Source organism: Aneurinibacillus thermoaerophilus, from assembly GCF_900099925.1.
GTDB lineage: Bacteria > Bacillota > Bacilli > Aneurinibacillales > Aneurinibacillaceae > Aneurinibacillus > Aneurinibacillus thermoaerophilus.
In genome coordinates this window covers 23,966-44,253 of the sequence record NZ_FNDE01000002.1, presented here as the reverse complement: position 1 = coordinate 44,253, position 20,288 = coordinate 23,966, and the positions used below count along the sequence as shown (strand labels likewise).

The window sequence follows — 20,288 nt, the reverse complement described above, 5'->3', positions numbered from 1 at the left end:
ATAGAAAAATAGCCTCCCAAAGCGGGAGGCAATGTATTACTTTAATATTTCTTTTCCTTTTTTATAACCTTTTTCAATGCTTTTTATATTGTCTTTGTTTATTTTGTCATTAGATTTCTTTACTAAAACAGTAATTATCTTGTCTTTATTGTCTTTTATGTATTGAATAACTGCTATAAATACTGTTTTAAGTATATTAGCAGTATTTTTACCTAGTTTTTTCACAAGAAAAGAATAGAATTTATTTAAATATCCCCTTACCATAGGGGTAAAAAGTGTTACAAGAACAGCAAGTGCAAAACCAATTAGTAAATATAAATCATTCTCAAACATTATTAATCAACTCCTTTCATTATAAATGTTTATAAATAAAAATAATCATTATAATAGTTATAATGATTATTAAATATTCCTAAAGATTAATTACTTCAACATATTTAGGGTTAGCGGTAATGTAGAGACCACTCTTGAGTCGGTACATATATCCTCCTCCAACTTTAATTTTGTCAGAGATGATGGTAAATACTTCTCCTTTATGTACTATTACTGCTTTATCATCCCAATTTGCAGAGTTATAAGTCCAAAGAGAAGAGCAAATTACCTTTACTCCTTTCTTACTTTCTTTTTTAGTAGCAGGAGCAGAAGCAGGTTTTGAAATTGTTTTAGCACCTTTAAATTCTGCAATCTGCTTCTCTACTAAAGGATAGAAATACTTCTGTGCGTCTGACTTTGTATTTCCCCCAAAGAAATTAGTTCCGGGACAAGTTTTATTTGCAAACCAAGCATGATAAACACAAGTATTAGTATTTACAGGTAGGTTAAATTTAAAATGTAAAGCAGCGGTAACAAAAATAATGGTTTTCTTATGCTCTTCTGTCATTACATCTTGCCCTTTATCAAAGAAACCTAGATTTTCTATGCAAATACCGCCAGCATTGTGTCCTTTAATACCAGCGGGATCATCGTCAAAACTTCTTTCGCCGATAACTATTTTTCCATCTGGAAAGGTTGTAATATGTTGGCCAATGCAACTCCAACCCAATTTTTTGTGGTATTTAGATATATTTTCAACTAACTCAAGATTGGAGTGCTTTTTACAATCACCATAATTTGGTCTATATGTATGATGCTCTTGTATATGTGTAATTTTTCTACTTACTTTTAAATCCATTAGCCATTTAAAAAATTCTTCTCTGCTCATTTCAATAAATTTTCCTTGTTTTTTCATATTGATCCTCTCCTTTCATAAAAAAATAGAGCCTAAAAAATAGGCTCTATAATCCGAGTTATAAAGTTCCTTGTATGTTTATATGTGTTATTTCTTATATCTTGTGAAGATCGTAGAGAATTGCTCAACAATCTCAATTAATTTAGCCATACCGGGAATACCAAGTTTCTTTCCAAAAGTAAGTATTTGCACTAAATAAGCACTTACAATTAATCCCGTATATGACCAAGTGATGAAATATAGGAATGTTGAGGTGTAATTATCTATCCCAATTGACAGGATAGCCCCTATACTAAAGAATAGAAAAATTGCCAATGTACAAAATGATTTTATTACTGGCAATGCTAAATCTTTAATTCCTAACTTTCTTTCAGTTAGAAGGGTAGTGTATTCAATCGTTAAAACAGCAATTGTAAATAAACTGAGAAGAAGAAACATACTAGCAAACTTATCTACTGTTCCATTGCTTACTGCAATACCGAATAGACCTGCAACTAGAGCAACAAATAAATTGTATAAATCTCTAAAGAAATCCATTTATCCCAACCCCTTTCTTTATCTTTACACCTCCCTTTTAAAATAAAAATAGCAGGGAGATTATCCCTGCACTTGAACGGTTCTTAAAGCGAAAATTCCTTTATGTGTAATAATTCTAAACGGACTTTCTGAACCGTCCAACTCGTCAATTTTTATTATATCTAAGCAACCTATTTGTCCGTCTGATGTAATTATTCTAAAAAAGTTGTATTTTAAATTAGGATCGTTCGGTGAAGCAATACAAATTTCCCATATTCCATTTTTATCAATTAGTTTTAATATATTAATTGGAGAAGGACCAGTAGGAGTAGTTCCTCCACCTCCGTCTCCACCTCCACCTCCATCTCCATTATTTGGTTCTTCTAAAATGTTATCTGTTCTTAACGCAACCAGATCAGGATAAGAATCAGATTTGAGGTTCCATATATTTACAAAATCCCAGTTCTGATAAGTACTTTGTTGTTTCATTTCTGCTGTTGTTTTACCAATCGCCGGTAAATTTAAAATTCCTCCTGATAAATCTTTGTCATAATAGCATTGTACTATATAAACATTACTATAAATTGTATGAACAAAAGGGGATACAGAACCAATACTAGCGGAATAACAATTTTGGATAGTTGTTCCCTGTAGGTCACATATGAATCCACCTTTTTTTGCAGAAGTACTTTGTTGCATATTTATTTTTGCATAACAGTTCTTAATTGATGAATTATATGCTCCACCTACTAATCCCCCAACATTTCCATTGGTCGAATTTATTACCCCTTCAACAGCACAATTTTCAATCTGGCCACGATATAGAAAACCTACAAGTCCTCCTGCACGGTTGATGGTTTTTGTTACATTTATTGTTATGTTTTTTATAAATACGTTTTTTATAACTCCACCAGCAATTCCAAATACAGCAGGTTCTTTATATGTAACATTGTTATCATTTATTGTTATATTCTTTAATGAATATCCATTTCCATCGTAAGTCCCAGAAAATCTTCTATCTACAATAGAAGCACCTGCAATTTGAGTAAAATTAATGCCACTAAAATCAATATCGTTAGTTTGTATATAACTTGCACTTAAATTATTGTTAATATTAAAAAAATCTTGTGGTGTAGAAACTGGATATGGAGAGGATTGTGTTCCACCTGCACCAGAAAAGCCTTCCATAACAATGTAAGTTTTCCCGTCCTTCTTATAATAATAAGGTGGCCAATCTCCCTCCTGCCCTTCTGCTATTATAATTAGTTCGGGATTTTCCTTTGTTCCTTTAACTACATAAACGGTATCATAATCGTCGTACGGTAGAACAATTACACCGTTGGCTTCCTCTGCACCGTCAATCCACACGAACTCACGTTCATATTTTAACCCCATTTCTATTTCTTTTTCTTTTATTGCTTGGTTTCTATATGATGCTGTAACATTCGCATTAGGATCGTAAATTTCAACCTGTCCCTCAAATTTTGGAATGGTAAAATTTTTAATCAAATCCGAATATTCAAGTGCTTTAGGATTATCGGATATATCAGCACCACTTAAAACCAAATCTTTTACATCGGCATAATATTCATCTATATTTATTAGCCCGTCCCTTCCTTCAATAAACCTTGGAAGAGGGGATAGTTCAATTATTTGTTTATCTTCTAGTTTTATAACTTCGTAATTATACACGAATTCCATATTTGCTATCCCCTCCTCTCTTATAAGTCAGTGCGTAAATAAATCATCCCGATATTATCTGGGTTGTTTGGATCTGGATCGTCTGTTCTTAATTGGACTCTTAAAGGTTGTAGTTCTGCTGTTCGTGTAAAATAACTAGCATTACCATAACTATAATTTATGTTTCCATTTTTATCTGTTGGGTTTCCTATTTGTCGCCAAATCACTGGATGTCTTGTATCGTCTACTTCTAATGTATCCCAAGCGGTTGCCAACACATGAAGCCAATGTGTGCGTTCAATAAGTAAATCAAACATACCTTCTAAATTATTCAAACGTTGAGGTGTAATTGCTGTCTGCTCATCCCAATTTGTTTTATTGTATTGAATAGATTTATAATCACCTAAGACAATTCCATCTTCAATTTGACCGGTTTCCTCTGGATAAGGATTTAATGGATTTGTTTCTTCATAAGGATACTCTTTCACTCTAACCATTTATTACCACCCCTTCCTATCGATCTTCTCAATCTGGAAAACTTCTAGTCTCGTTTTATTTAAGGTTACATTTTGTATATCTAAGTAAATACCTGTACCTACCTGTTCGCTAGCAGTTGCTCCACCCACCCATGCGAGTTTAGTTATTAATCCTTCAATATCCAAACCTAATAGACAAAGAGAATAGACTATATCCCCTTCTTCTGTTTGTTTAATAATTGGAACCCTTCCTGTTTCAATGTCGTTAATAAAATAAGCCAGAAATTTGACTTTCTGACCTGTTTTGAGTGCAGGATATAGAGAAGGACCGGGAAAAGTATTTTTACCCGGATAGACGGCAGAAGAGAATAGATTAGGAAACTCTGTTTGTTGCCAAGTCTTCTCAAAGGAATAGACAGGTTGTATTAATTCACTTCCCTCGATTAAATTAAAATCATTGTCCTTTTCTTTTTTAGAGAAGAAAGCAACCCAATCCTCGTCAAATGGACCATTTACAACACGAACAGAATATCTTAACTCCTGATCTACATCACGGATACGAACATGAGTAATTAATCCTTCTGTGTCTACTAAATTATGTTCTGGCAGATGAATAGGTTGGAGCATTCCCGGTTCAAGGCCGTCTTTATCGGTTTCATACTCGATAATAAAACCTTCTTGTGTGCCATATTTGTTTAGTATTAGTAGGTTTTCCTGTATTGCATTGTCTAAGCCAATTATATCTTTGTTAATAACTTGTCCCACAATTCCTGTTCCTTTGTCTAATTGTTTTCGTTTTTCGATTTCGTATGGTAGTTTATTTACGATTACTACATCGTATAGACCTTTATATTCGAATTTAACAATATCATTATCTGTTAAAACAGGAGCATCCTTATCCTGAACAATTACATTGTCATTCATAGAAAAATAAAAGAAATAACCGGTATTAGTTATTTCTTTAAAACCTACTAACTTCTCTTCAAATGGCCCGCCATTTATGCTTACATATGCTTTTGGTCGTTCTGCTAATGGAAAGCCAAGAGTAAAAGTCTTATTTTTACCGTCACCTTTGAATTCAGCGATTAGGGTATCTGTTTTTGCTTTACTTCCCACTAAATATTGTGTATTTCTATAAGCGGGATTTCCTTTTTCTACTCTTACAGAATTGGAAATAACATTGTTCCAGTTCAAAGCGAATGGAGCAATATTGCTTTTTTTACTTCTAAAATGGATTTTTTTATTTTCATCAATACGAAGATAAAAATTATTCTTTTCTGCTAGCCGTTTAAGAGCAGTCCATGCACTAACATAGCCAAATTTAATGTCGTTAAGTCTTATCCCTCTTTCAGAGTAAGCAATTGTTATACCTTCTTGATAAAGAAAATCATTGACAATGTAAGCAACTATATCGCCACTCCATTCAAACTGATAAGCCTTAGCAATTGGGATCTTATCAGCAAGATATTCATAGCCTTTCACTTGAATTTGATGGAGTAAATAATTATGTAATGCCCCTACTTCACGAACCTTATGTATATATCCTCCGAAACGTTTAACTCCCTGAAAAAACAATTCAACCTCAAGGCCTTCTTTAAACCATTTCTTGTTTTCAAATGTAATTACATTGAAAGTAAGAGTGTCGTAGTCTGTGATATTTTTCTGAATATTTAGAGAGCCACCTTGAATTAGAACAGACTCACCATTGATTTTAATGTCAATCATAGACTACCACCCTCCTCTCAATATAATTTCATCTTGTGTATGTTTTCCTACAACTTCAGCCAGTACTCTTCCGTCCAGTTCAATTCGAATAATTTGAGGACGTTCATTATTAGATTGATTATTGATTTCTTTTCTTGAAACCATAGGATCTAAGACCATTTCACCATCTTTTAATAAAGCAAGTCCTTCACGTTGACCAATTGGAGCATTAAAAATACCTCCTGTATGGAGGCGAGGAATATTAGGAATATTGAAGCCAAATTGTTTTCCACCTAAGCCCGGAACCCAGTCAGGTACTTTAATCTGGATATTATTTACTGCTCCTATCATTTTATTCACTGTATCGATAAAGAAATTGAACGGTGCTTTTAACCCTGCAATAATGCCGTCCCACAAGCCTTTAAAGAAATTACCTATTCCACTCCATATATTTTTAACAGATTGAAAGGCAATAGAAGCACCTTCTTTGATTTTATCCCATGCTTGAGGGAAAACATCCATAATAAATTTAATCCCTTCTTTGAAGCCATTGTATAGCAATATCCATTGCCAAAATATTACTTTAAATGCTATTTCTGCCCCTTGTTTTAATAACTCCCATGCTGTTTGAGCGGCTGAAACAATACCTTCCCAAACCATAATTCCAAATTCTTTTACACTTTCCCAATTTTTTATTAGCAGATAGCCAACTCCAATTAATGCAGTAATAGCAAGGATGACTAAACCTACAGGACCGGTTAAGAAGGTAATAGCAGTACCGAAAGCAGTTGTAGCACCTGTTGCAGCAGTAGTAATAGTTGTATAAATTGCTTGTGCATTACTTGCTAAAAGAATAACAGGTGTTAAACCACTCATGATTGTTCCAAATGTCCCCATTGTTTGGATTGCACCCTGATGTTGTGCATTGAAATCTGCAACTTTTGCCATGATTTTATCGAATAAAGTAGCATTTTTATCCTGAATATTAGCCAACTCTTCCATTACATGAGAGGAGCCTGCTACTTGACTAGCATATCGATTTAATTCTTCCGTTGTTGCTCCAATCATTTCCATAAATGCTTCCATCGTAAATCCTGCTTGTCCAGTTTGCTCTTCTACAAGTGCAGCGGCCTCTCCCACCTTTGTTTGAAAGACTGAAATCGCTTCTGGACCAGTAACACCGTATTTTTCTTCTACAAGTTTTAAAGCAGCAGCCATTTCATTTAATCTAATTTCTGCATCCCCAATGTCTATCATTGCTCCAGCAATCGCATCCATAAATTCAGGAATGCTGGAAGTTGTATTTTGCATTACCCAACCGAATGCATCCATTGCATCAGTGTTTTCAGCAAAACCTGCATTTGCACGTTCAAGAATTGGGCTAAACTCAAGTAATTCGTCTAATCCTAAACCAGTTGCTTTTTGTACAGTCTTCCAACTTTCTGCATATTTACGTAATTGTTCTTCACTCTTTAAACCTTCTTTTCTTCCTCTTTCTAGAACTTCTAATGTTTCTTCTAATCCAAAGTTAGCATCAGAAATAGATTGCACTAATTCAGATACGGCACTATCTTGCATTCCAGTAAGATAAGCCAACTTATCCATTCTTGCATTAACATCTTTTTGGACTTGGGCGAAAGTAGTTAAAGCGGCACTTGCTATTCCAATTTGTTCTGTTACACTTTGTAATGCTTCTTTCTGTTCTTCAGCGGCTTCTTTCATATCTTTTGTTGCTTCTTCTGCTGTTTCTGCTAACTTTTCAATAGAATCTTCTGCCTCTTGTGCAGCACGTTCAACTTCTTCCATAGCATCATCTACACGATCACCCATCTGTCTTGCCTCTTCGCTAACTTCGCTTAAACTGTCGGTGAGACGTTCCCCCGCCTCAACTCCAGTGTTTCTTAATCGTTCAAATACTTCACTAGCATAATCTTGCGCACGAATAATAATTTCAATAGCATTTGCCACTATAACTCACCCCTTTCTTTCCATCTTTCTTTAACTTTTTGTTTTAAATAATGTTGAACAGAAGAATTTCTTTTACTTAAACTACTGCTATTACTAGTTGATTGATTGATTTGTTCTAATTGAACTTTTGTTCTGTAATTCATCCCATAAATTAAAAACAGACTCTGCAAAGGAGTTAAGTCCTTTTGAGAGTCTGCTAATTTATAACCTAAATCGTGTAGTATTATCATATTTTGCCCTTCAATCGATTCAGCAAATTCTTTTAATTCTGCTTCCATTAATTCTTTTTTTTATCATCCTTTGAATCAATAATTCCTGAAATCTCCAATATTTTTGTAGCCACTTTATCCACCAGACCGGCAGGAAGTTTATTAACCTCTTCTTCTGTCCAAACTTCGTCTGCAACCCCTTTAATAAAAATTTCAACATTAGCCTTAAATCCACGTTCGGTCATATCTGCTAAATCTATGTACTGAGTTTTAGCAATCTTAGTATCTAAATACTTTTTCTGACCTTTATTTATTTTTACTTGAATATTTTTGTATTCCGCGTTAGATAGTGGTTTCAAAACAAATGTAATTATTTTATTATCAAATTCAATATCAACTTCCTTACGGAAACTAGTTCCATTTAATAATTGTGCTTTTAAACTCATATTAATATTCCCCCTCTCTGTTATTGAGTTTTACATAGATATTTGTTTCTACTGTTTCACCGTCATCTAAAGTAACAGTACCTACAAGTGTTTTAACAGTAGCGGATTGTGTAATCATATCCCTTCCACTTACTGTTGTAGGAACACTATCATAGTAAGCACGTGGTAGATGGATATTCATATTGCTACCGTCTACTTGGTTAAAATCAATATCTAATGTAAATTCTTCGTCATTCTCATAGCGAGCAAGTTCTGTTTCGTCCTCAAAATAAAGCGTATAAGAAATATCCACAGTTCGTTCTCCAGTTATAATTCGTGCAGGATGAAGTTGTCCAATAACTTTACCTGCATCAGCGCTTGCATTGTTAGAAATTGAGATGGTTAAATTTTGAACTTTAGTAGAAATATTTTCAGTTCCATTGATACGAGCCGTTACTTCGTGCATTGCAAGCGGGTAAGCATCAGGAATATTTAACTGGCTTTCTAATTTAATTGTTCTTCGCTGTGCCTTTGCACCTACAATGTTAACAGTTGCAGTAACAACACTGTCAGAAACATTTATTTCCATGCTTTCAACTACACAACCAGTGAACAGGTGCTCAAATCTATCTTTTCCAACAGTTGTTATAAATGATCTAGGAATTGCATTTTTATCACCATAGAATTCATGCTGATTTAAAGTACCACTAGTAAATTTATAGCCTCCCAAAGTCATTTTTAAAAAGAAACCAATTGTATTTAAATCAACTGCATATTCAACAGCACCAGTTGGATAGTTATATGTATTTACTTTTCTTTTTGCACCTTTTCCTAGTCCACCGGGAACCGTAACGTTTTTGCTTGCTGGTATATCTAAACTGGCACTAGCAATATCCACATGAAATCTTTCGGCAGGAATAGTAGAACCATTAAACTCGGTTTCTTCTGCAAATCCTGCATATCGCAAAATATCTGCCATATATAATTCCTCCTTTCGTTAAATAGTAAAAAATTTTACTTTAATAAAAGCCACTGCTCCATATTCAATCCCATTGCTGTTGGAATTGTTGGAGGGGCTAAACGATAAATCAGTCACATCTTGTACATAGGAAAGTCCAAGTCGCTTAGACTGTATTAATATATCCCTCGCTTCTCCTGCCAATAATGTAGCCTGTTTTGCTCCTTCGACAGGATCATTACTTTTTACTAAACTTGCAATACTAAATATTTGTTCCCAGTATCGTTTATTCGCTAATGCTACAGTTGTTGGAGTGGGGTCTTGTGGAATTATCCAAATGGCGGGGTGAGAAGGTTTTCCTTTATGATAAACCCAACTAATGATGTCCTTTACTCCTTCTAGCCTTCCACCTTCTCTATTTTCATTCTTTAAAATCTCCTCAACTTTTTCTTGTATTTGTACAACAGCCTTACCTAACCCAATCATAAAGCCCCTCCTTTCTTTGAACCGATTTAGAAAAAAACATGAACCGACTTTGAACCAAGTCATGAACCGAAAAAACATTGATATGATAGGCTCTGAGCCGAGTGAACCGAGTTTCTGTAAAACTTTTTCCCTAAACAATATAAAGACATTGGTATGCTATTTTAAAACTAGTATTGCTGTTTGAAAACTTTTAGAAAAAGTCGGTTCATTTGGTTCATTCGTTGGGGCTGTAGGACAAAATTGGTTCATAAGTCGGTTCAAAGTCGGTTCATAAAAATAAAAATCGGTTCATGACCCCATAACCCGGTCTATTGCAGTTTGGACAAATTCAGGAATACGTGCCTCTGTTTCTTGTTTGCTTTTATCAATAAAATCATGTGGCTTAATACCTTTTGGCCAAGAAAGAACAGGTTCCATTCCTTCTTCTTTTGCCCATTTTATAAAACTAGCCTTTTGCCATTTTTCCGTTAAATCTCCTTTGAAGATGAAAGTTTTTCCTTTCCAAAGGAATTTTAATGCACCTGCTGTTTTTGGCATAATCGGTCTTCCAGTTGGTCCATACTCTCCCGTTCCTTCGATTAGATACTTTATGTATGAAGCAGTGTTATAAATCATATGTTCTAATGGGTTTACAACTTGCATTTGCCAACTGTTCGCAGCACGTCCATGATCAACAGGAGTTTTTATTCGTAAATTCCTCCACATTTCCAATTTCGTCATTTCTACTGCTTGTTCAATAGCCTGTCTAACATTTGCAGGTAAATTTTCTAATACCTGATCATTTACTTGTGTATTCATGATAATTCACTTCCGTTTCGCACTCTGCGAATAAAAAAACTAAAATCGTTACTTTCTATCTTTTTGTTTTTATATTGTTCTAATTCTTCTCGGATATCTTGGGTAATAATGGAGGATTGAAGTAATTGTGGAAGGTTACTGTCTTTTTCTATTGTGCTTGTTTGTTTTCTTATCTGTGCTTGGAGAACCATATTGGCTGTAATACGGAGAGCAATATTGTGAAGACCAGCATCTATTTCGTTAATTTTCCCATCTTCTAGTTCTTTGTGAAAATCTCTTTCTGTTATTCTGTCCATTAGGGATTTAACCTGTATAAGCCAAGTTTCAATTGTTGAATGTAATTCTTCTTCTGTATCAAGTTTTAAATCAACAGGTTCTATGCCTGTATAGACGATTACATCTTCAATGGTTGAATAGTATTTACCCATTAGGCATCACCTTGCTTCTTCTCTGGATGTTTTTCTTCAATATGTTTATCTAAGCCTTCTTCTGTCTTGTAATCTTTATCGCAGTAAGGACATTGTAATCGACCGTTACCATTAATTCTGTATTTACTTGTTTCATTTTTTCTTTCCCCATGTTGTTTATCGCTTGAAGAAACTTCTTTTACCTTTAAATCCTTATGAGCCGAAAATTCTTTTATTTTATATTCACTAACTCTGACTTTTACAGTAGTTCTAGGGGGAAAGATATATCCCCCTTTTGCTACTGTATCAGTGCTAGTGTTTTTAACCTCATATAGTTTCACAACACTAATCACTGTAATTCCTCCTTTCTAAAAAGAAGAGAAGACAAAACTTTAAGCACTAGGCTTTGCTTTGTCTAAGTAAGCAACTACTGCTGCTTCCTCGTTATCGTAATTTGCATCTCCTTCAAAAGTTAATACAAAATCTGTTTTACGTTCCTTCGGAACTCGGTCTGCTTCAATCGTTACACGATGGAATACACCATAAACTAAGTTCTTAGGATTTGTGAAAAGAACAGCACGACCAGTATCATCAGGATATGCATCCATTGCAGGATCATACACAACCGGGAAGCCTTTATATGTAAGTGTTCCGTTTGTAGTAAGTGCGAGGTCTCCTAAATCAGTACCACGATTCGCATATGCATCACGAAGAGCATCTTCAATTTCAAACCCTACATGAAAAACAACTTCTGAACGATTACGAATAGCACGTTTAGGCATAGCCTGAATCATTGAATTAAAAATACTGAAAATATCCGTAGGATTGAAGTCTGCTTCAGTTCCTTGTCCATATAATTTGTTAGCAGCAAGTTCAATCCAACCGTTTGTTTTCTTTAAGAATGGATCAGATGAAGCAGTATTAGCCCACAAACAGTATTCTGCTAAATCGAAGGCAACTTGCTTACTGAAAAGAGTAATTAGGTAGTTCTCTAAATTTTTCTTCATTATATTGCGACGAGCGGCATCATCATAAAGACCAGTTACTGCTACTAATTCGTGAGCAACTAATTCATTAGTTTTGAATGTTGGTTTAGCAGCACCCGGAATATTTTGAGTGCCGTCTGCATTTTTACCTTGTTCTAAGACACGGCCATCAAATTGCATACGGTCAATTTTTGCTACTTGACTATACATTTCTTGTAGACGAGCCATACTTAAAATTTTACTTTCGTCTTGCAATCCATCCACAAACTTTTGGAACTGCTCTGGACTTAAAACACTATCATTTAAATCTTGCACCGTAATACTTTTTAGTGCTTTTTCAATTCCTCCTTTAATATCAATGTTATACATATTTTCATCTCCCCTTTCTTTTATAGTCCTAAATTAATTCGATTACCGAACGCATCACGTTCGTACTTGGACTTATATACTTCTTTCTTTTCTTCATTAGTAGTTTGGAAATCGGAACCTCTCAATTTACGGCTTTTAGCAACAGTATTAGAACCTTTACCTTTAAGTTCCTCAATCTGTTTTTGTAAATCTGCAATTATCGCCTTTAAATCTTCTTCGCTTGAAACCTCATCTGCTTGTTCCTGAGAAGAAGTTTCAGTTTCTTCTCCCTTTTCAGCACTATCTTGAACTTCTTCCTGATTTACTTCTTGAGAATCTTCTGGTTCTCCATTTATTTGTTCTTCTAGTGCTGCTACTTTTTGTTGCAAAGCCTGAATAGTCTCCAAAAGAGCCTTTAATTCTTCCTCTGTCATACCTGTCACCTCCTTTCGAGCAGTGCCACTGTCATCCAAGAGTGCTTTATTTACTTTTTCTTTTAATTTATCTATTAAACTCTGCTTCTTGGATTTAATAGTGAAAAACTTCGCATCTGGAACAGCGGGTTCATCTACGATGGAAACAAATATAACCTCTAGATCATCACCTAGATCCTTCAAGGTAGTTTTACTTTTCACGGCAACCAAGTCGCTTTCAGAAAGGCTAAATTCTCTTGATTTAGCAACTATTTCATTAAGCACGGTTTTCTTGACTGCCATAATACTAAAACCTGTCAGTTCTCCATTTTTAATTCTGTTCCAAGTGTCTTCGTGAATAACCTTAACAGCCATTATCCAAGTTCCAACAGGCAATACTTTTTCACCTTCAGGTGTTTCCACTTTATAAGGTTGTTTAGCAATGTAGGATTCTACTGGAACACCAATGTTGTTCATTGTATGTTGTAAATCGATATTTCGATATGAAGCCATAAAACGGTGAGCAAATTCTTGAATCTGTTCGGCTGTAACTATATCCCCATCATGATCAGGTTTATCAGGCACTAGCACTGGAGCATATACAATTCTCTTTTCCATCTACTCACCTCCTTTCAAAAGAAAAGAGACTACATAATGTAGCCTCTTCAATAACCTCTGTATCGTTTTCTATCTTCAAGATAGTCTTCATACCTATAATGTGTAAAAACGACTTTAAATCTATTTTTTTCTTGACTCTTGTAGAATTCCTCATATTTTAAAAAATTTTCGAACCTCTTTTGTTCTTTACTTTTAAAAAATCCAAACACATTACCACCTCCTAATGACTTATCTTTATTAAATCTTTTTCATAAAACCAGTCTCTACCCGGTGGTGGGGCATATCCCTTTGGAATAAAATACGGTACTTCTCTGCAACGGCAATTAATCCATTCTTCTGTCGGACCTCTACGGTCTCCGGGATGCTCTAAACCATTACTATATTTACCATTTCTTTTTGTTATTTGTCCATTTAGTTCCTTATGACTTCTTCTAGTTCTGCTGTCATCTGCTGAAATCCATTGTGTGTATTCGATATTAAGTTCATTCATTGTTTCGTGTGCGCCCTTTTGTAAATTTCCATTAATTTCTGTACGGGCTATTCGTTTTAGTTGATGTTCTTTCATATTTTCAAAAACTTCTTCTAATCGTTTAGCCGCATCATCTATACCTAATCCTTGACGATAACTATCTGCAATATTATCCATTACGTCGCCTTTAATATTTGCTAATGTGTTTTTACTTGCTTCAAAGGTTTGTTCTTTAATTAACTCTAATACACGGTCAGTAATAGGTGCATGAGTTAAAGAGAAGCCCATAACCTGCAAATGATGAATTATTCTATTCTGTCCTAGTTGAGCGGCTTCTACATTGAACTCTGTCATGATTTCAGCAAACTCTTCTTCGTAATGAGCCATTACTAAATCTAAAGCAACTGAAAACATATCAGGAGAATAGTAAGTTCCTCTATCGCTTTTTAAAAGTTCAATACTTTCCTTACCTACTTTCTTTATTACTTCCGCAAGTTTATCGACCATTTGCCCCATGATAGCAATTGATTTTTTATCTGTTGACTTTTCTACTGCCATATGCTGTTGTATTCTACGAGCCTTCATATAAAGTTCTAATTCTTTACTCATTCTTTATCACGGACTTGAACATGACAGATTTGATTTTATTCAACAAACTTTCTGCTTGTTCTAAATCCATTTCTTGGTCCTTCTCTTTTTCCATTTTTTCGATTATGTATTCTAAATCAATAGGAGTTCCATTTATGTAGTGGCTATTTAAATATGGATTGTCAGGGTCAGGTTCAATCCCAAATTTCTTACCAAAGTTACGAATTAACTCGTTAGGTGTGATAGCACCTTTTTGGAAAAGTGCATCTGCAAACTCTAAATCCTTTGCCATATCTTCTAAATCTATATCGTTAAAGCGAAATTCCCAATCGGTTATTCCAAAACCTTCTCTGATAATTCGGTTAATCATTGCTTCTACAAGTTGTTGTAAAGGTTCTATAATACTTCTCTTGTATATTTCTGTACTTTCTTCTGCTGTGCTACCCCCTAAACTTCCTGTTTCGGCTATACCGAGCCGATAAGGAGGAACACCGTGAGCGGCTAATATTTCATCACGATTGTCTTTACGATACATTTGGAAAGAAGAATCTTTTTGTTCAGTGCCAATAGGTGTTACTTCTACTTTAACCTCTCCACCACCTGCGCTTGGTATTGTTAATAACATAGTGCTGTGAGGGTTTTCTTGGAATTGTCTAAATTGATCTTCTAGATAATCCACTATGGTATGACCTTCTAAGTCAATCGGTTGTGCAGGATTGAAATTTCCAGCAACTGAAACGATAGCAGCAGGCATTCCATAATTTTTAAAGAACGAAAGGTTATATTCGTTTCTTGCAATATCCCCATACATTGTTCGAATCACGGAAATATATTGTGGAATTCCATAAAAATCGTCAGAAGGATGGTATTCTTTTAAGGATAAATATTCTGTTGCACGTTCCTCGTTCGTTTTTGGTTCCGTGTTATGTACAGATAAATCAAAAGGAGCATTAAATAATTTAAACCATATTTTTTGGTCTCCACGTATCTGACATATCTTTTCACCGCTAACATGTTCCCTTACAGTGTGGGAAGGAATATGGTCAAGGCCAACGGGCTTACCGTTAAGTGCATATCCCTCACGAATTATTTCTAAATATCCGTTCCCTGTTGTTTTATAATCAACCAACATTCTGCGAACAATCTCATTTACACTAGGCTTTATCTTATCAAAAAATGCTATTAACTCTTTTTTATTTTCTTCGTTTGGTTCATCAACTGTTGGTTTGAGAACATATCCTGTTCCTGCGACATCTCCTGCTACGGTGACAACAGCCCTGAAATGGTAAGGATTAAACGACAATGTATTTGCCAGTTCCAAAAGATTGTATGGAGGGACAACAAGACCATCTGTATACTTCCCTGCAAAGGGGTCTTTTATCTGCTTACTTTTTTCGTCTATTTTTCTTTCTTTTAATAGGTATTTATTCATAATCTCGTTATCTACAAACTTCCCTCTACTCGTCAAAATTCCAATTTGTTTCAAATCTATCACCTCCTATCTACGGCTGAATACTTTACCGCCTAATTGAATGTTGTTTTCTTCAAAAATCGTCTCCGCTAAACCTGTAGCGGCATCCACTGCATCGTCGTGCTTGTTCTTACCAAGTTTCACGTAACTAGTAAGTTCGTTCATAAATTTATCGTAATCACTACCAATCTCATAATCTTCTCTAAATACGAAATGCTGTTTAATCTGCCCCGATTTCATCAAAATTCTTGTTTCTTTGTTTTGTGTATTCTGTTTCGTATTGATAAAAGTAAATGTCTTACCGCTGACTAATCTCTGCACATTAAGAGCAAAACTACGACCACCATTGTTACTTTCGATCGTGTGAGTGTTAGGTTTATGTGTAATTATCTGTTGTGCGACCAGCGGTTCTGTTACTTCAACCGGGTCTTGTGTAAATATCACATCTGCTATATACACTTTATCCTCAAACTTATAGCCGATAAGAGAGCAAAGACTATCTGCCCCCGTATCGGCTACGTCTGTGTAACCAACAATTACATCTGGTTTTTTATTTCTAAGTAATTTATTTAATTCTTGCATTGTAAAGTAATTAAGTTCGTTTTTCTTAAAGAGAACCCCGTCAACGTTTGCAGGTTTCTGCATATACAATGCATCCCAAATAAAACTATCCATAGATTTTTTTAATTTTAAAAAGTCCTCTGTTGATTTAATCTCCTCACAGTAACTTTTACCGTTCTCGTCTAATGCAGGAATAATGATTTTTTTCCATTCATTTTCATTTTTATCTAATTCCATTATTTTTCCCGTTGGATCTTCCGTGTGCCAGCGGGTAGCAATAACAATTTCTATACAGTTGCCTTCCAAGCGGGTCTTGTGCGTGGAAGTATACCATTCCCAAGTTTTCTTTCTGATGACAGGGGACATAGCATCTTCCATATTCTTAATCGGATCATCAAGGACGGCTAAGATAGTTGCACCCTTGCCAGTAATACTTCCTCCGACACCCGCGCAGAAATATGTTGTTCGTGGCGCACCTTCGATAGACCAACCATCGATTTTTGATTTATCTTGTTTTAGTTTTATATGTGGAAATATTTTTAAATACTTCTCTGTCTGAATTAACTCTCTAATGTAGTATGAAAAATCCTCTGCAAGAGAAGCGGAGTATGTATTCCTCATAATAGACTCTTTAGGTTCTTTACCAATAAGCCAAGCGCAAAATAAAGAAATAATAAAACTCTTCCCTGCACGTGGAGGAAGAGCAATAATAATTTTAGGCTGTAAGCCTCTCTTGTAGTCTTCATATGATTGTTGTAGTGTTTCGGCAATTTTTTTAGCATGAGGCTTATTCGGAGTAAAGAACTCTGGATACATATAAACACAAAAATCATGAAAGTTTCTTCTTGCCAATTCTGTTTGAGCCAATTCTCTTAATACCTGAATTTCCTTATGACTTAATACTGTCATTCTCCATCACCTTCCTTCTCCTGAAGACCAAGCAGGAGAAGACGAAGTTCTTCATCTGAAAGATTTTGAACAGGATTATTAATTCCTTTATATTCCACTTCATGTTTCTGTGTAGGTTCTTCTATAACATTAAGCAATCCCAGTATTTTATAATTCTTTTCTAATGCCTCAGATAAGAATTTTAAATCACGTATATCAATGACCTTAACGTTTGGATTCAATGATGCCTCTAGGAACTTCTGAAGAAGGTTAGAAATGATTTGCATAATTATCTTTGTATGTTCAGTCTCTGCTGTAACTTTTATTTTATCTTTTATTTTTTCTTTTATTTCTTCTCTGGTCTTCGCCCATTCGTCCTTTGCTGCCCAATCTTTAGCCGTTCCTTCTGGTATATCTAAAAGTTCAGCAACCTCTTGAACAGACATATCAAAATTTTGTAAATATAAAGCCATAGCGGGAAAACGTCTTTGTCTTCGTGGCAAAGCCAGTATCTGCTCCACAGTCTTATTTAGATGATTTTTATAACTATCTTTTTTTCTTGCCATTTCTAACCCTCCTTTCTTTCATGGATTTATCATGTATTTTTAATGAAATATGGCCTCCATAATGCTTCTATTTTCGTTTTTAAGTAAGTTCAAAGGGGTAAATATGCCGAACTAATTAAAAACAAAAATAGAGGCATTATAGCCTCTTTACGAACTTATTTTTATATTTAGGCAAGATATACATTCTAATAAAGATTGCCAAGAGAATAAGAATAATGAATTGTGAAATCTCATATAGAGTAAAGATGTTTTCCTTAAACAGCAATACATCGAACATAACAGCAAGACACCCTGCTAATCCAGAGATTAGCGATAAGTAAAAACAGAATAACCAAAATATCCTCATATATCCTCTTCTCCTTAGTTTTTATTATTACCGTTTCCTTATTGATGGACTTTTAAACAATGGTAAGGAGCGGGACTTGCACCCACTTATAGCACTATGCCCTCACATAATTAAAAAAGCAGAGAAGCCAACACGAACAGCCTCTCTGCTTAATCCGTACCATATGAAAGGAAAAGGAGGTGATATACATGAAAAAAACTTTTTTAGTACGGCTTTCACTATATATACGATTTCACACCTCCTTTTGTCCGAAAAAAGTTATATTTCCATACATTTTTTTACTATTTTATCTATTGCTTGTTTCTTCAAGTCCCCAATAGTTGTTCTAGGAATACCCAATATATTTTCAACTTGTCTGTATGTATATCCCTCTAGGCAAGTAAGAATAATGATTTTTCGTTCCAAGTCATCTAAACTATTGATGGCCATATCGAGATCGACTTTAGGAATTATATCCTCTGGAAAACTAATAAGTTGATAAAACAAGTTATAATGCTCGATTAATCTTTTAATTATTATCCTTTGCTCTCTTTCTTTTTCTTCAGGGGTAAGGGTGTTTAACATGCTAACACCCCACTTTCTTTAAGTCTATTTAAGTCCATTGAGTTATTCTTTTGTTTTTTTATACTGTCAACCACAGCAGAACGAACCTGAGAAGAAATATTCTCTATTCCGTGTTTTTGTATCCTTTTATGTAGTTCAATCAATGCTTCCTGAAAAACATCTTCTTTATTGTAAATATTGTAATTCCATATTTTAGCCCAAATTAAATTTTGATATTCTAAAACATAATCCCAAGCCTCCTCACGTGTTAATTTCATGATATCTACCTCCTTTTCTGCTATAACCTCCCATTCAGATATTCTTTAATATTGTTAATTGGTAATTTATCTTCTTTGTTAGAACACAAAAACATAAAATAATGATAATGTGTAGTAAGCATTATTACAGCAATTTCTATTGTAAAAACATCGACTTTCTGAAAATCTAGATTTCTTCTTTCCACAATATCATGTTTTAATAGTTTAACTTCTAAATCGCTCAATTCATGAAAACTACTTTTAATAACCATATCTAAAAATTTGTACTCCTGAAGATTATGTTCAACAATAAATTTCTTTAAGGAACTATCTAAAAATGAATAATAATCATTTAATTCTTCACTCATTCTAGCGGGTTGAGATGGAAGTTTCTTTTTATAATTTTCCATCAATTCCTTCATGGTTAATTTCTTCGCTGGGACACCATCTGTTAGTTTTTTAACAAAGCCATCATCAAACGAATTAGAAAAAAAGTTATTATTTTTATTAAACTCTTCTTTTAAATTAGACAGAAGTTTATCATATATTTTCATGCGACATCGCCTCCTTTTCCTTACCTATCTACCTGTCATTTAAACAGCAACAAGGCTTTTCCTTGTTTTTTGTTTACAAAAATTAACAATATTTTTAATTATAAATAAAAAGAGTAGTCCAAAACAGCACATTAACTGTGATGGACTACTCTAAACCCGTTCATATATATTTTAAAAGGTGTTTAAAAATATTAAAGCGTTGTTAATCGTTGATCGTTGCACTTATTTAATTAAACATTAATTATCAATTCCCTGCTTTTTTTTATATTTTTTTACTACAATTTTAGGTAAATATCCTTTTTCCCATAGTTCTGTATCGATTGCATACATCTGCCCGTGGCACAGGTTCCAATTAAAACCGCCCACAAAGAAAAAGATAGAATACACAACAGCCAAACTAAGAGAATGAAACACATTGTAAAGAACATAACAGGAAACCAAAGAAATAAATAACTGCACATGAAAAATTGCGATAATCCAACCAACTGAAATACCATCTTTTTCTGTTCCGGTTGTTAATATATAATACGTTCCATAATACATCCTTTTGAAGATGATTGCACCAGCCGTTGCTATAAGCATGAATGAGAATAAATAAATCCAGAAACTGCTGTTTGCATTTACATGCATAACATAAAGTGGGTAAAAAGCCAAGGCGGTTAATAAAGTATATACAATAAAGTATACTGTGACAATTTTCTTTTGCCTTTTATCTGTCAAAATTCCATATGTCATTTTATTACCTCCTTTTATTTACATATTTACCGTTTTTTTCTTTTGGTATAACTATTATAACACACATACCAAAAGTAAACAGGACCAAAA

24 protein-coding genes are annotated in these 20,288 nt (G+C 34.3%); all 24 read right to left on the bottom strand.

Annotated elements, in window-relative coordinates; translation table 11 throughout:
- Positions 1-36: 36 nt before the first annotated feature.
- The 24 genes from BLR88_RS01495 to BLR88_RS01370 all read right to left on the bottom strand — a co-directional run bounded on the left by BLR88_RS01495 (position 37) and on the right by BLR88_RS01370 (position 20,198).
- Complete coding sequence (locus BLR88_RS01495) at positions 37-333, bottom strand: hypothetical protein (protein ID WP_091259739.1); 297 nt, start codon at positions 331-333, stop codon at positions 37-39.
- 79 nt (positions 334-412) lie between these two features.
- On the bottom strand, positions 413-1,228 hold the full coding sequence (locus BLR88_RS01485; protein WP_217639370.1) for a DUF5776 domain-containing protein: 816 nt from the start codon (positions 1,226-1,228) through the stop codon (positions 413-415).
- An 87-nt stretch (positions 1,229-1,315) separates the two neighbouring features.
- Positions 1,316-1,765 (bottom strand): hypothetical protein, encoded by a 450-nt coding sequence (locus BLR88_RS01480; protein WP_091259737.1) that lies wholly within the window; start codon positions 1,763-1,765, stop codon positions 1,316-1,318.
- Between the two features lie 60 nt (positions 1,766-1,825).
- Positions 1,826-3,445 carry a GLUG motif-containing protein gene (locus tag BLR88_RS01475; RefSeq protein ID WP_091259735.1) on the bottom strand — a complete coding sequence of 540 codons (1,620 nt, stop codon included), beginning with the start codon at positions 3,443-3,445 and terminating at the stop codon, positions 1,826-1,828.
- Between the two features lie 20 nt (positions 3,446-3,465).
- Complete coding sequence (locus BLR88_RS01470; protein WP_091259734.1) at positions 3,466-3,921, bottom strand: hypothetical protein; 456 nt, start codon at positions 3,919-3,921, stop codon at positions 3,466-3,468.
- 3 nt (positions 3,922-3,924) lie between these two features.
- The gene (locus BLR88_RS01465; RefSeq protein WP_091259732.1) at positions 3,925-5,625 is read right to left on the bottom strand and encodes a hypothetical protein; all 1,701 of its coding nucleotides are present in this window, start codon (positions 5,623-5,625) and stop codon (positions 3,925-3,927) included.
- Positions 5,626-5,628: 3 nt separating this feature from the next.
- A complete protein-coding gene (locus BLR88_RS01460) occupies positions 5,629-7,572 on the bottom strand; it encodes a hypothetical protein (protein WP_091259730.1) in 1,944 nt (647 codons plus the stop codon).
- Positions 7,572-7,850 carry a hypothetical protein gene (locus BLR88_RS01455; protein ID WP_091259728.1) on the bottom strand — a complete coding sequence of 93 codons (279 nt, stop codon included), beginning with the start codon at positions 7,848-7,850 and terminating at the stop codon, positions 7,572-7,574. The genes BLR88_RS01460 and BLR88_RS01455 overlap by 1 nt, the downstream gene beginning before the upstream one ends.
- Positions 7,850-8,227, bottom strand: a complete 378-nt coding sequence (locus BLR88_RS01450) for a hypothetical protein (protein WP_091259726.1) — start codon at positions 8,225-8,227, stop codon at positions 7,850-7,852. Before BLR88_RS01450 ends, BLR88_RS01455 begins: the two co-directional genes overlap by 1 nt.
- 1 nt (position 8,228) lies before the next feature.
- A complete protein-coding gene (locus tag BLR88_RS01445; protein WP_091259725.1) occupies positions 8,229-9,185 on the bottom strand; it encodes a phage tail tube protein in 957 nt (318 codons plus the stop codon).
- A gap of 18 nt (positions 9,186-9,203) precedes the next feature.
- Positions 9,204-9,650, bottom strand: coding sequence for a hypothetical protein (locus BLR88_RS01440; protein WP_091259723.1), 447 nt, complete (start codon positions 9,648-9,650; stop codon positions 9,204-9,206).
- A 288-nt stretch (positions 9,651-9,938) separates the two neighbouring features.
- Positions 9,939-10,448, bottom strand: coding sequence for a hypothetical protein (locus BLR88_RS01435; RefSeq protein ID WP_091259721.1), 510 nt, complete (start codon positions 10,446-10,448; stop codon positions 9,939-9,941).
- Positions 10,445-10,876, bottom strand: coding sequence for a hypothetical protein (locus BLR88_RS01430; protein ID WP_091259719.1), 432 nt, complete (start codon positions 10,874-10,876; stop codon positions 10,445-10,447). The genes BLR88_RS01435 and BLR88_RS01430 overlap by 4 nt, the downstream gene beginning before the upstream one ends.
- Positions 10,876-11,208, bottom strand: a complete 333-nt coding sequence (locus BLR88_RS01425) for a hypothetical protein (RefSeq protein ID WP_091259717.1) — start codon at positions 11,206-11,208, stop codon at positions 10,876-10,878. Before BLR88_RS01425 ends, BLR88_RS01430 begins: the two co-directional genes overlap by 1 nt.
- Before the next feature lie 39 nt (positions 11,209-11,247).
- On the bottom strand, positions 11,248-12,210 hold the full coding sequence (locus BLR88_RS01420; protein ID WP_091259715.1) for a phage major capsid protein: 963 nt from the start codon (positions 12,208-12,210) through the stop codon (positions 11,248-11,250).
- Between the two features lie 20 nt (positions 12,211-12,230).
- Positions 12,231-13,220: an XkdF-like putative serine protease domain-containing protein gene (locus BLR88_RS01415; protein WP_091259713.1), complete on the bottom strand. Its 990-nt coding sequence runs from the start codon at positions 13,218-13,220 to the stop codon at positions 12,231-12,233.
- 220 nt (positions 13,221-13,440) lie between these two features.
- Positions 13,441-14,247 (bottom strand): phage minor head protein, encoded by an 807-nt coding sequence (locus BLR88_RS01410; protein WP_217639369.1) that lies wholly within the window; start codon positions 14,245-14,247, stop codon positions 13,441-13,443.
- A 43-nt stretch (positions 14,248-14,290) separates the two neighbouring features.
- Positions 14,291-15,763 (bottom strand): phage portal protein, encoded by a 1,473-nt coding sequence (locus tag BLR88_RS01405; RefSeq protein WP_091259709.1) that lies wholly within the window; start codon positions 15,761-15,763, stop codon positions 14,291-14,293.
- A 12-nt stretch (positions 15,764-15,775) separates the two neighbouring features.
- Positions 15,776-17,218 (bottom strand): phage terminase large subunit, encoded by a 1,443-nt coding sequence (gene terL, locus BLR88_RS01400; protein WP_091259707.1) that lies wholly within the window; start codon positions 17,216-17,218, stop codon positions 15,776-15,778.
- Positions 17,215-17,763: a terminase gpP N-terminus-related DNA-binding protein gene (locus BLR88_RS01395; RefSeq protein WP_091259705.1), complete on the bottom strand. Its 549-nt coding sequence runs from the start codon at positions 17,761-17,763 to the stop codon at positions 17,215-17,217. The genes terL and BLR88_RS01395 overlap by 4 nt, the downstream gene beginning before the upstream one ends.
- Positions 17,764-18,367: 604 nt before the next feature.
- Entirely contained in the window at positions 18,368-18,673 is a 306-nt protein-coding gene (locus BLR88_RS01385; protein WP_091259700.1) for a sigma factor-like helix-turn-helix DNA-binding protein, read from the bottom strand.
- On the bottom strand, positions 18,667-18,930 hold the full coding sequence (locus BLR88_RS01380) for a hypothetical protein (protein WP_091259698.1): 264 nt from the start codon (positions 18,928-18,930) through the stop codon (positions 18,667-18,669). Before BLR88_RS01380 ends, BLR88_RS01385 begins: the two co-directional genes overlap by 7 nt.
- Before the next feature lie 20 nt (positions 18,931-18,950).
- The gene (locus BLR88_RS01375; RefSeq protein ID WP_091259696.1) at positions 18,951-19,463 is read right to left on the bottom strand and encodes a hypothetical protein; all 513 of its coding nucleotides are present in this window, start codon (positions 19,461-19,463) and stop codon (positions 18,951-18,953) included.
- A 237-nt stretch (positions 19,464-19,700) separates the two neighbouring features.
- Positions 19,701-20,198 (bottom strand): hypothetical protein, encoded by a 498-nt coding sequence (locus tag BLR88_RS01370; RefSeq protein WP_091259694.1) that lies wholly within the window; start codon positions 20,196-20,198, stop codon positions 19,701-19,703.
- Between the last annotated feature and the right edge of the window lie 90 nt (positions 20,199-20,288).

What these genes read in the sequence shown, in the direction of transcription:
- BLR88_RS01385 (WP_091259700.1), bottom strand. Translation starts at nt 18,673, where the DNA reads ATGTTAAACACCCTTACCCCTGAAGAAAAAGAAAGAGAGCAAAGGATA.
- BLR88_RS01465 (WP_091259732.1), bottom strand. Translation starts at nt 5,625, where the DNA reads ATGATTGACATTAAAATCAATGGTGAGTCTGTTCTAATTCAAGGTGGC.
- BLR88_RS01445 (WP_091259725.1), bottom strand. Translation starts at nt 9,185, where the DNA reads ATGGCAGATATTTTGCGATATGCAGGATTTGCAGAAGAAACCGAGTTT.
- BLR88_RS01375 (WP_091259696.1), bottom strand. Translation starts at nt 19,463, where the DNA reads ATGAAAATATATGATAAACTTCTGTCTAATTTAAAAGAAGAGTTTAAT.
- BLR88_RS01395 (WP_091259705.1), bottom strand. Translation starts at nt 17,763, where the DNA reads ATGGCAAGAAAAAAAGATAGTTATAAAAATCATCTAAATAAGACTGTG.
- BLR88_RS01435 (WP_091259721.1), bottom strand. Translation starts at nt 10,448, where the DNA reads ATGAATACACAAGTAAATGATCAGGTATTAGAAAATTTACCTGCAAAT.
- BLR88_RS01380 (WP_091259698.1), bottom strand. Translation starts at nt 18,930, where the DNA reads ATGAAATTAACACGTGAGGAGGCTTGGGATTATGTTTTAGAATATCAA.
- BLR88_RS01410 (WP_217639369.1), bottom strand. Translation starts at nt 14,247, where the DNA reads ATGGCAGTAGAAAAGTCAACAGATAAAAAATCAATTGCTATCATGGGG.
- BLR88_RS01480 (WP_091259737.1), bottom strand. Translation starts at nt 1,765, where the DNA reads ATGGATTTCTTTAGAGATTTATACAATTTATTTGTTGCTCTAGTTGCA.
- BLR88_RS01450 (WP_091259726.1), bottom strand. Translation starts at nt 8,227, where the DNA reads ATGAGTTTAAAAGCACAATTATTAAATGGAACTAGTTTCCGTAAGGAA.
- BLR88_RS01440 (WP_091259723.1), bottom strand. Translation starts at nt 9,650, where the DNA reads ATGATTGGGTTAGGTAAGGCTGTTGTACAAATACAAGAAAAAGTTGAG.
- BLR88_RS01455 (WP_091259728.1), bottom strand. Translation starts at nt 7,850, where the DNA reads ATGGAAGCAGAATTAAAAGAATTTGCTGAATCGATTGAAGGGCAAAAT.
- BLR88_RS01415 (WP_091259713.1), bottom strand. Translation starts at nt 13,220, where the DNA reads ATGGAAAAGAGAATTGTATATGCTCCAGTGCTAGTGCCTGATAAACCT.
- BLR88_RS01420 (WP_091259715.1), bottom strand. Translation starts at nt 12,210, where the DNA reads ATGTATAACATTGATATTAAAGGAGGAATTGAAAAAGCACTAAAAAGT.
- BLR88_RS01475 (WP_091259735.1), bottom strand. Translation starts at nt 3,445, where the DNA reads ATGGAATTCGTGTATAATTACGAAGTTATAAAACTAGAAGATAAACAA.
- BLR88_RS01430 (WP_091259719.1), bottom strand. Translation starts at nt 10,876, where the DNA reads ATGGGTAAATACTATTCAACCATTGAAGATGTAATCGTCTATACAGGC.
- BLR88_RS01370 (WP_091259694.1), bottom strand. Translation starts at nt 20,198, where the DNA reads ATGACATATGGAATTTTGACAGATAAAAGGCAAAAGAAAATTGTCACA.
- terL (WP_091259707.1), bottom strand. Translation starts at nt 17,218, where the DNA reads ATGACAGTATTAAGTCATAAGGAAATTCAGGTATTAAGAGAATTGGCT.
- BLR88_RS01485 (WP_217639370.1), bottom strand. Translation starts at nt 1,228, where the DNA reads ATGAAAAAACAAGGAAAATTTATTGAAATGAGCAGAGAAGAATTTTTT.
- BLR88_RS01495 (WP_091259739.1), bottom strand. Translation starts at nt 333, where the DNA reads ATGTTTGAGAATGATTTATATTTACTAATTGGTTTTGCACTTGCTGTT.
- BLR88_RS01470 (WP_091259734.1), bottom strand. Translation starts at nt 3,921, where the DNA reads ATGGTTAGAGTGAAAGAGTATCCTTATGAAGAAACAAATCCATTAAAT.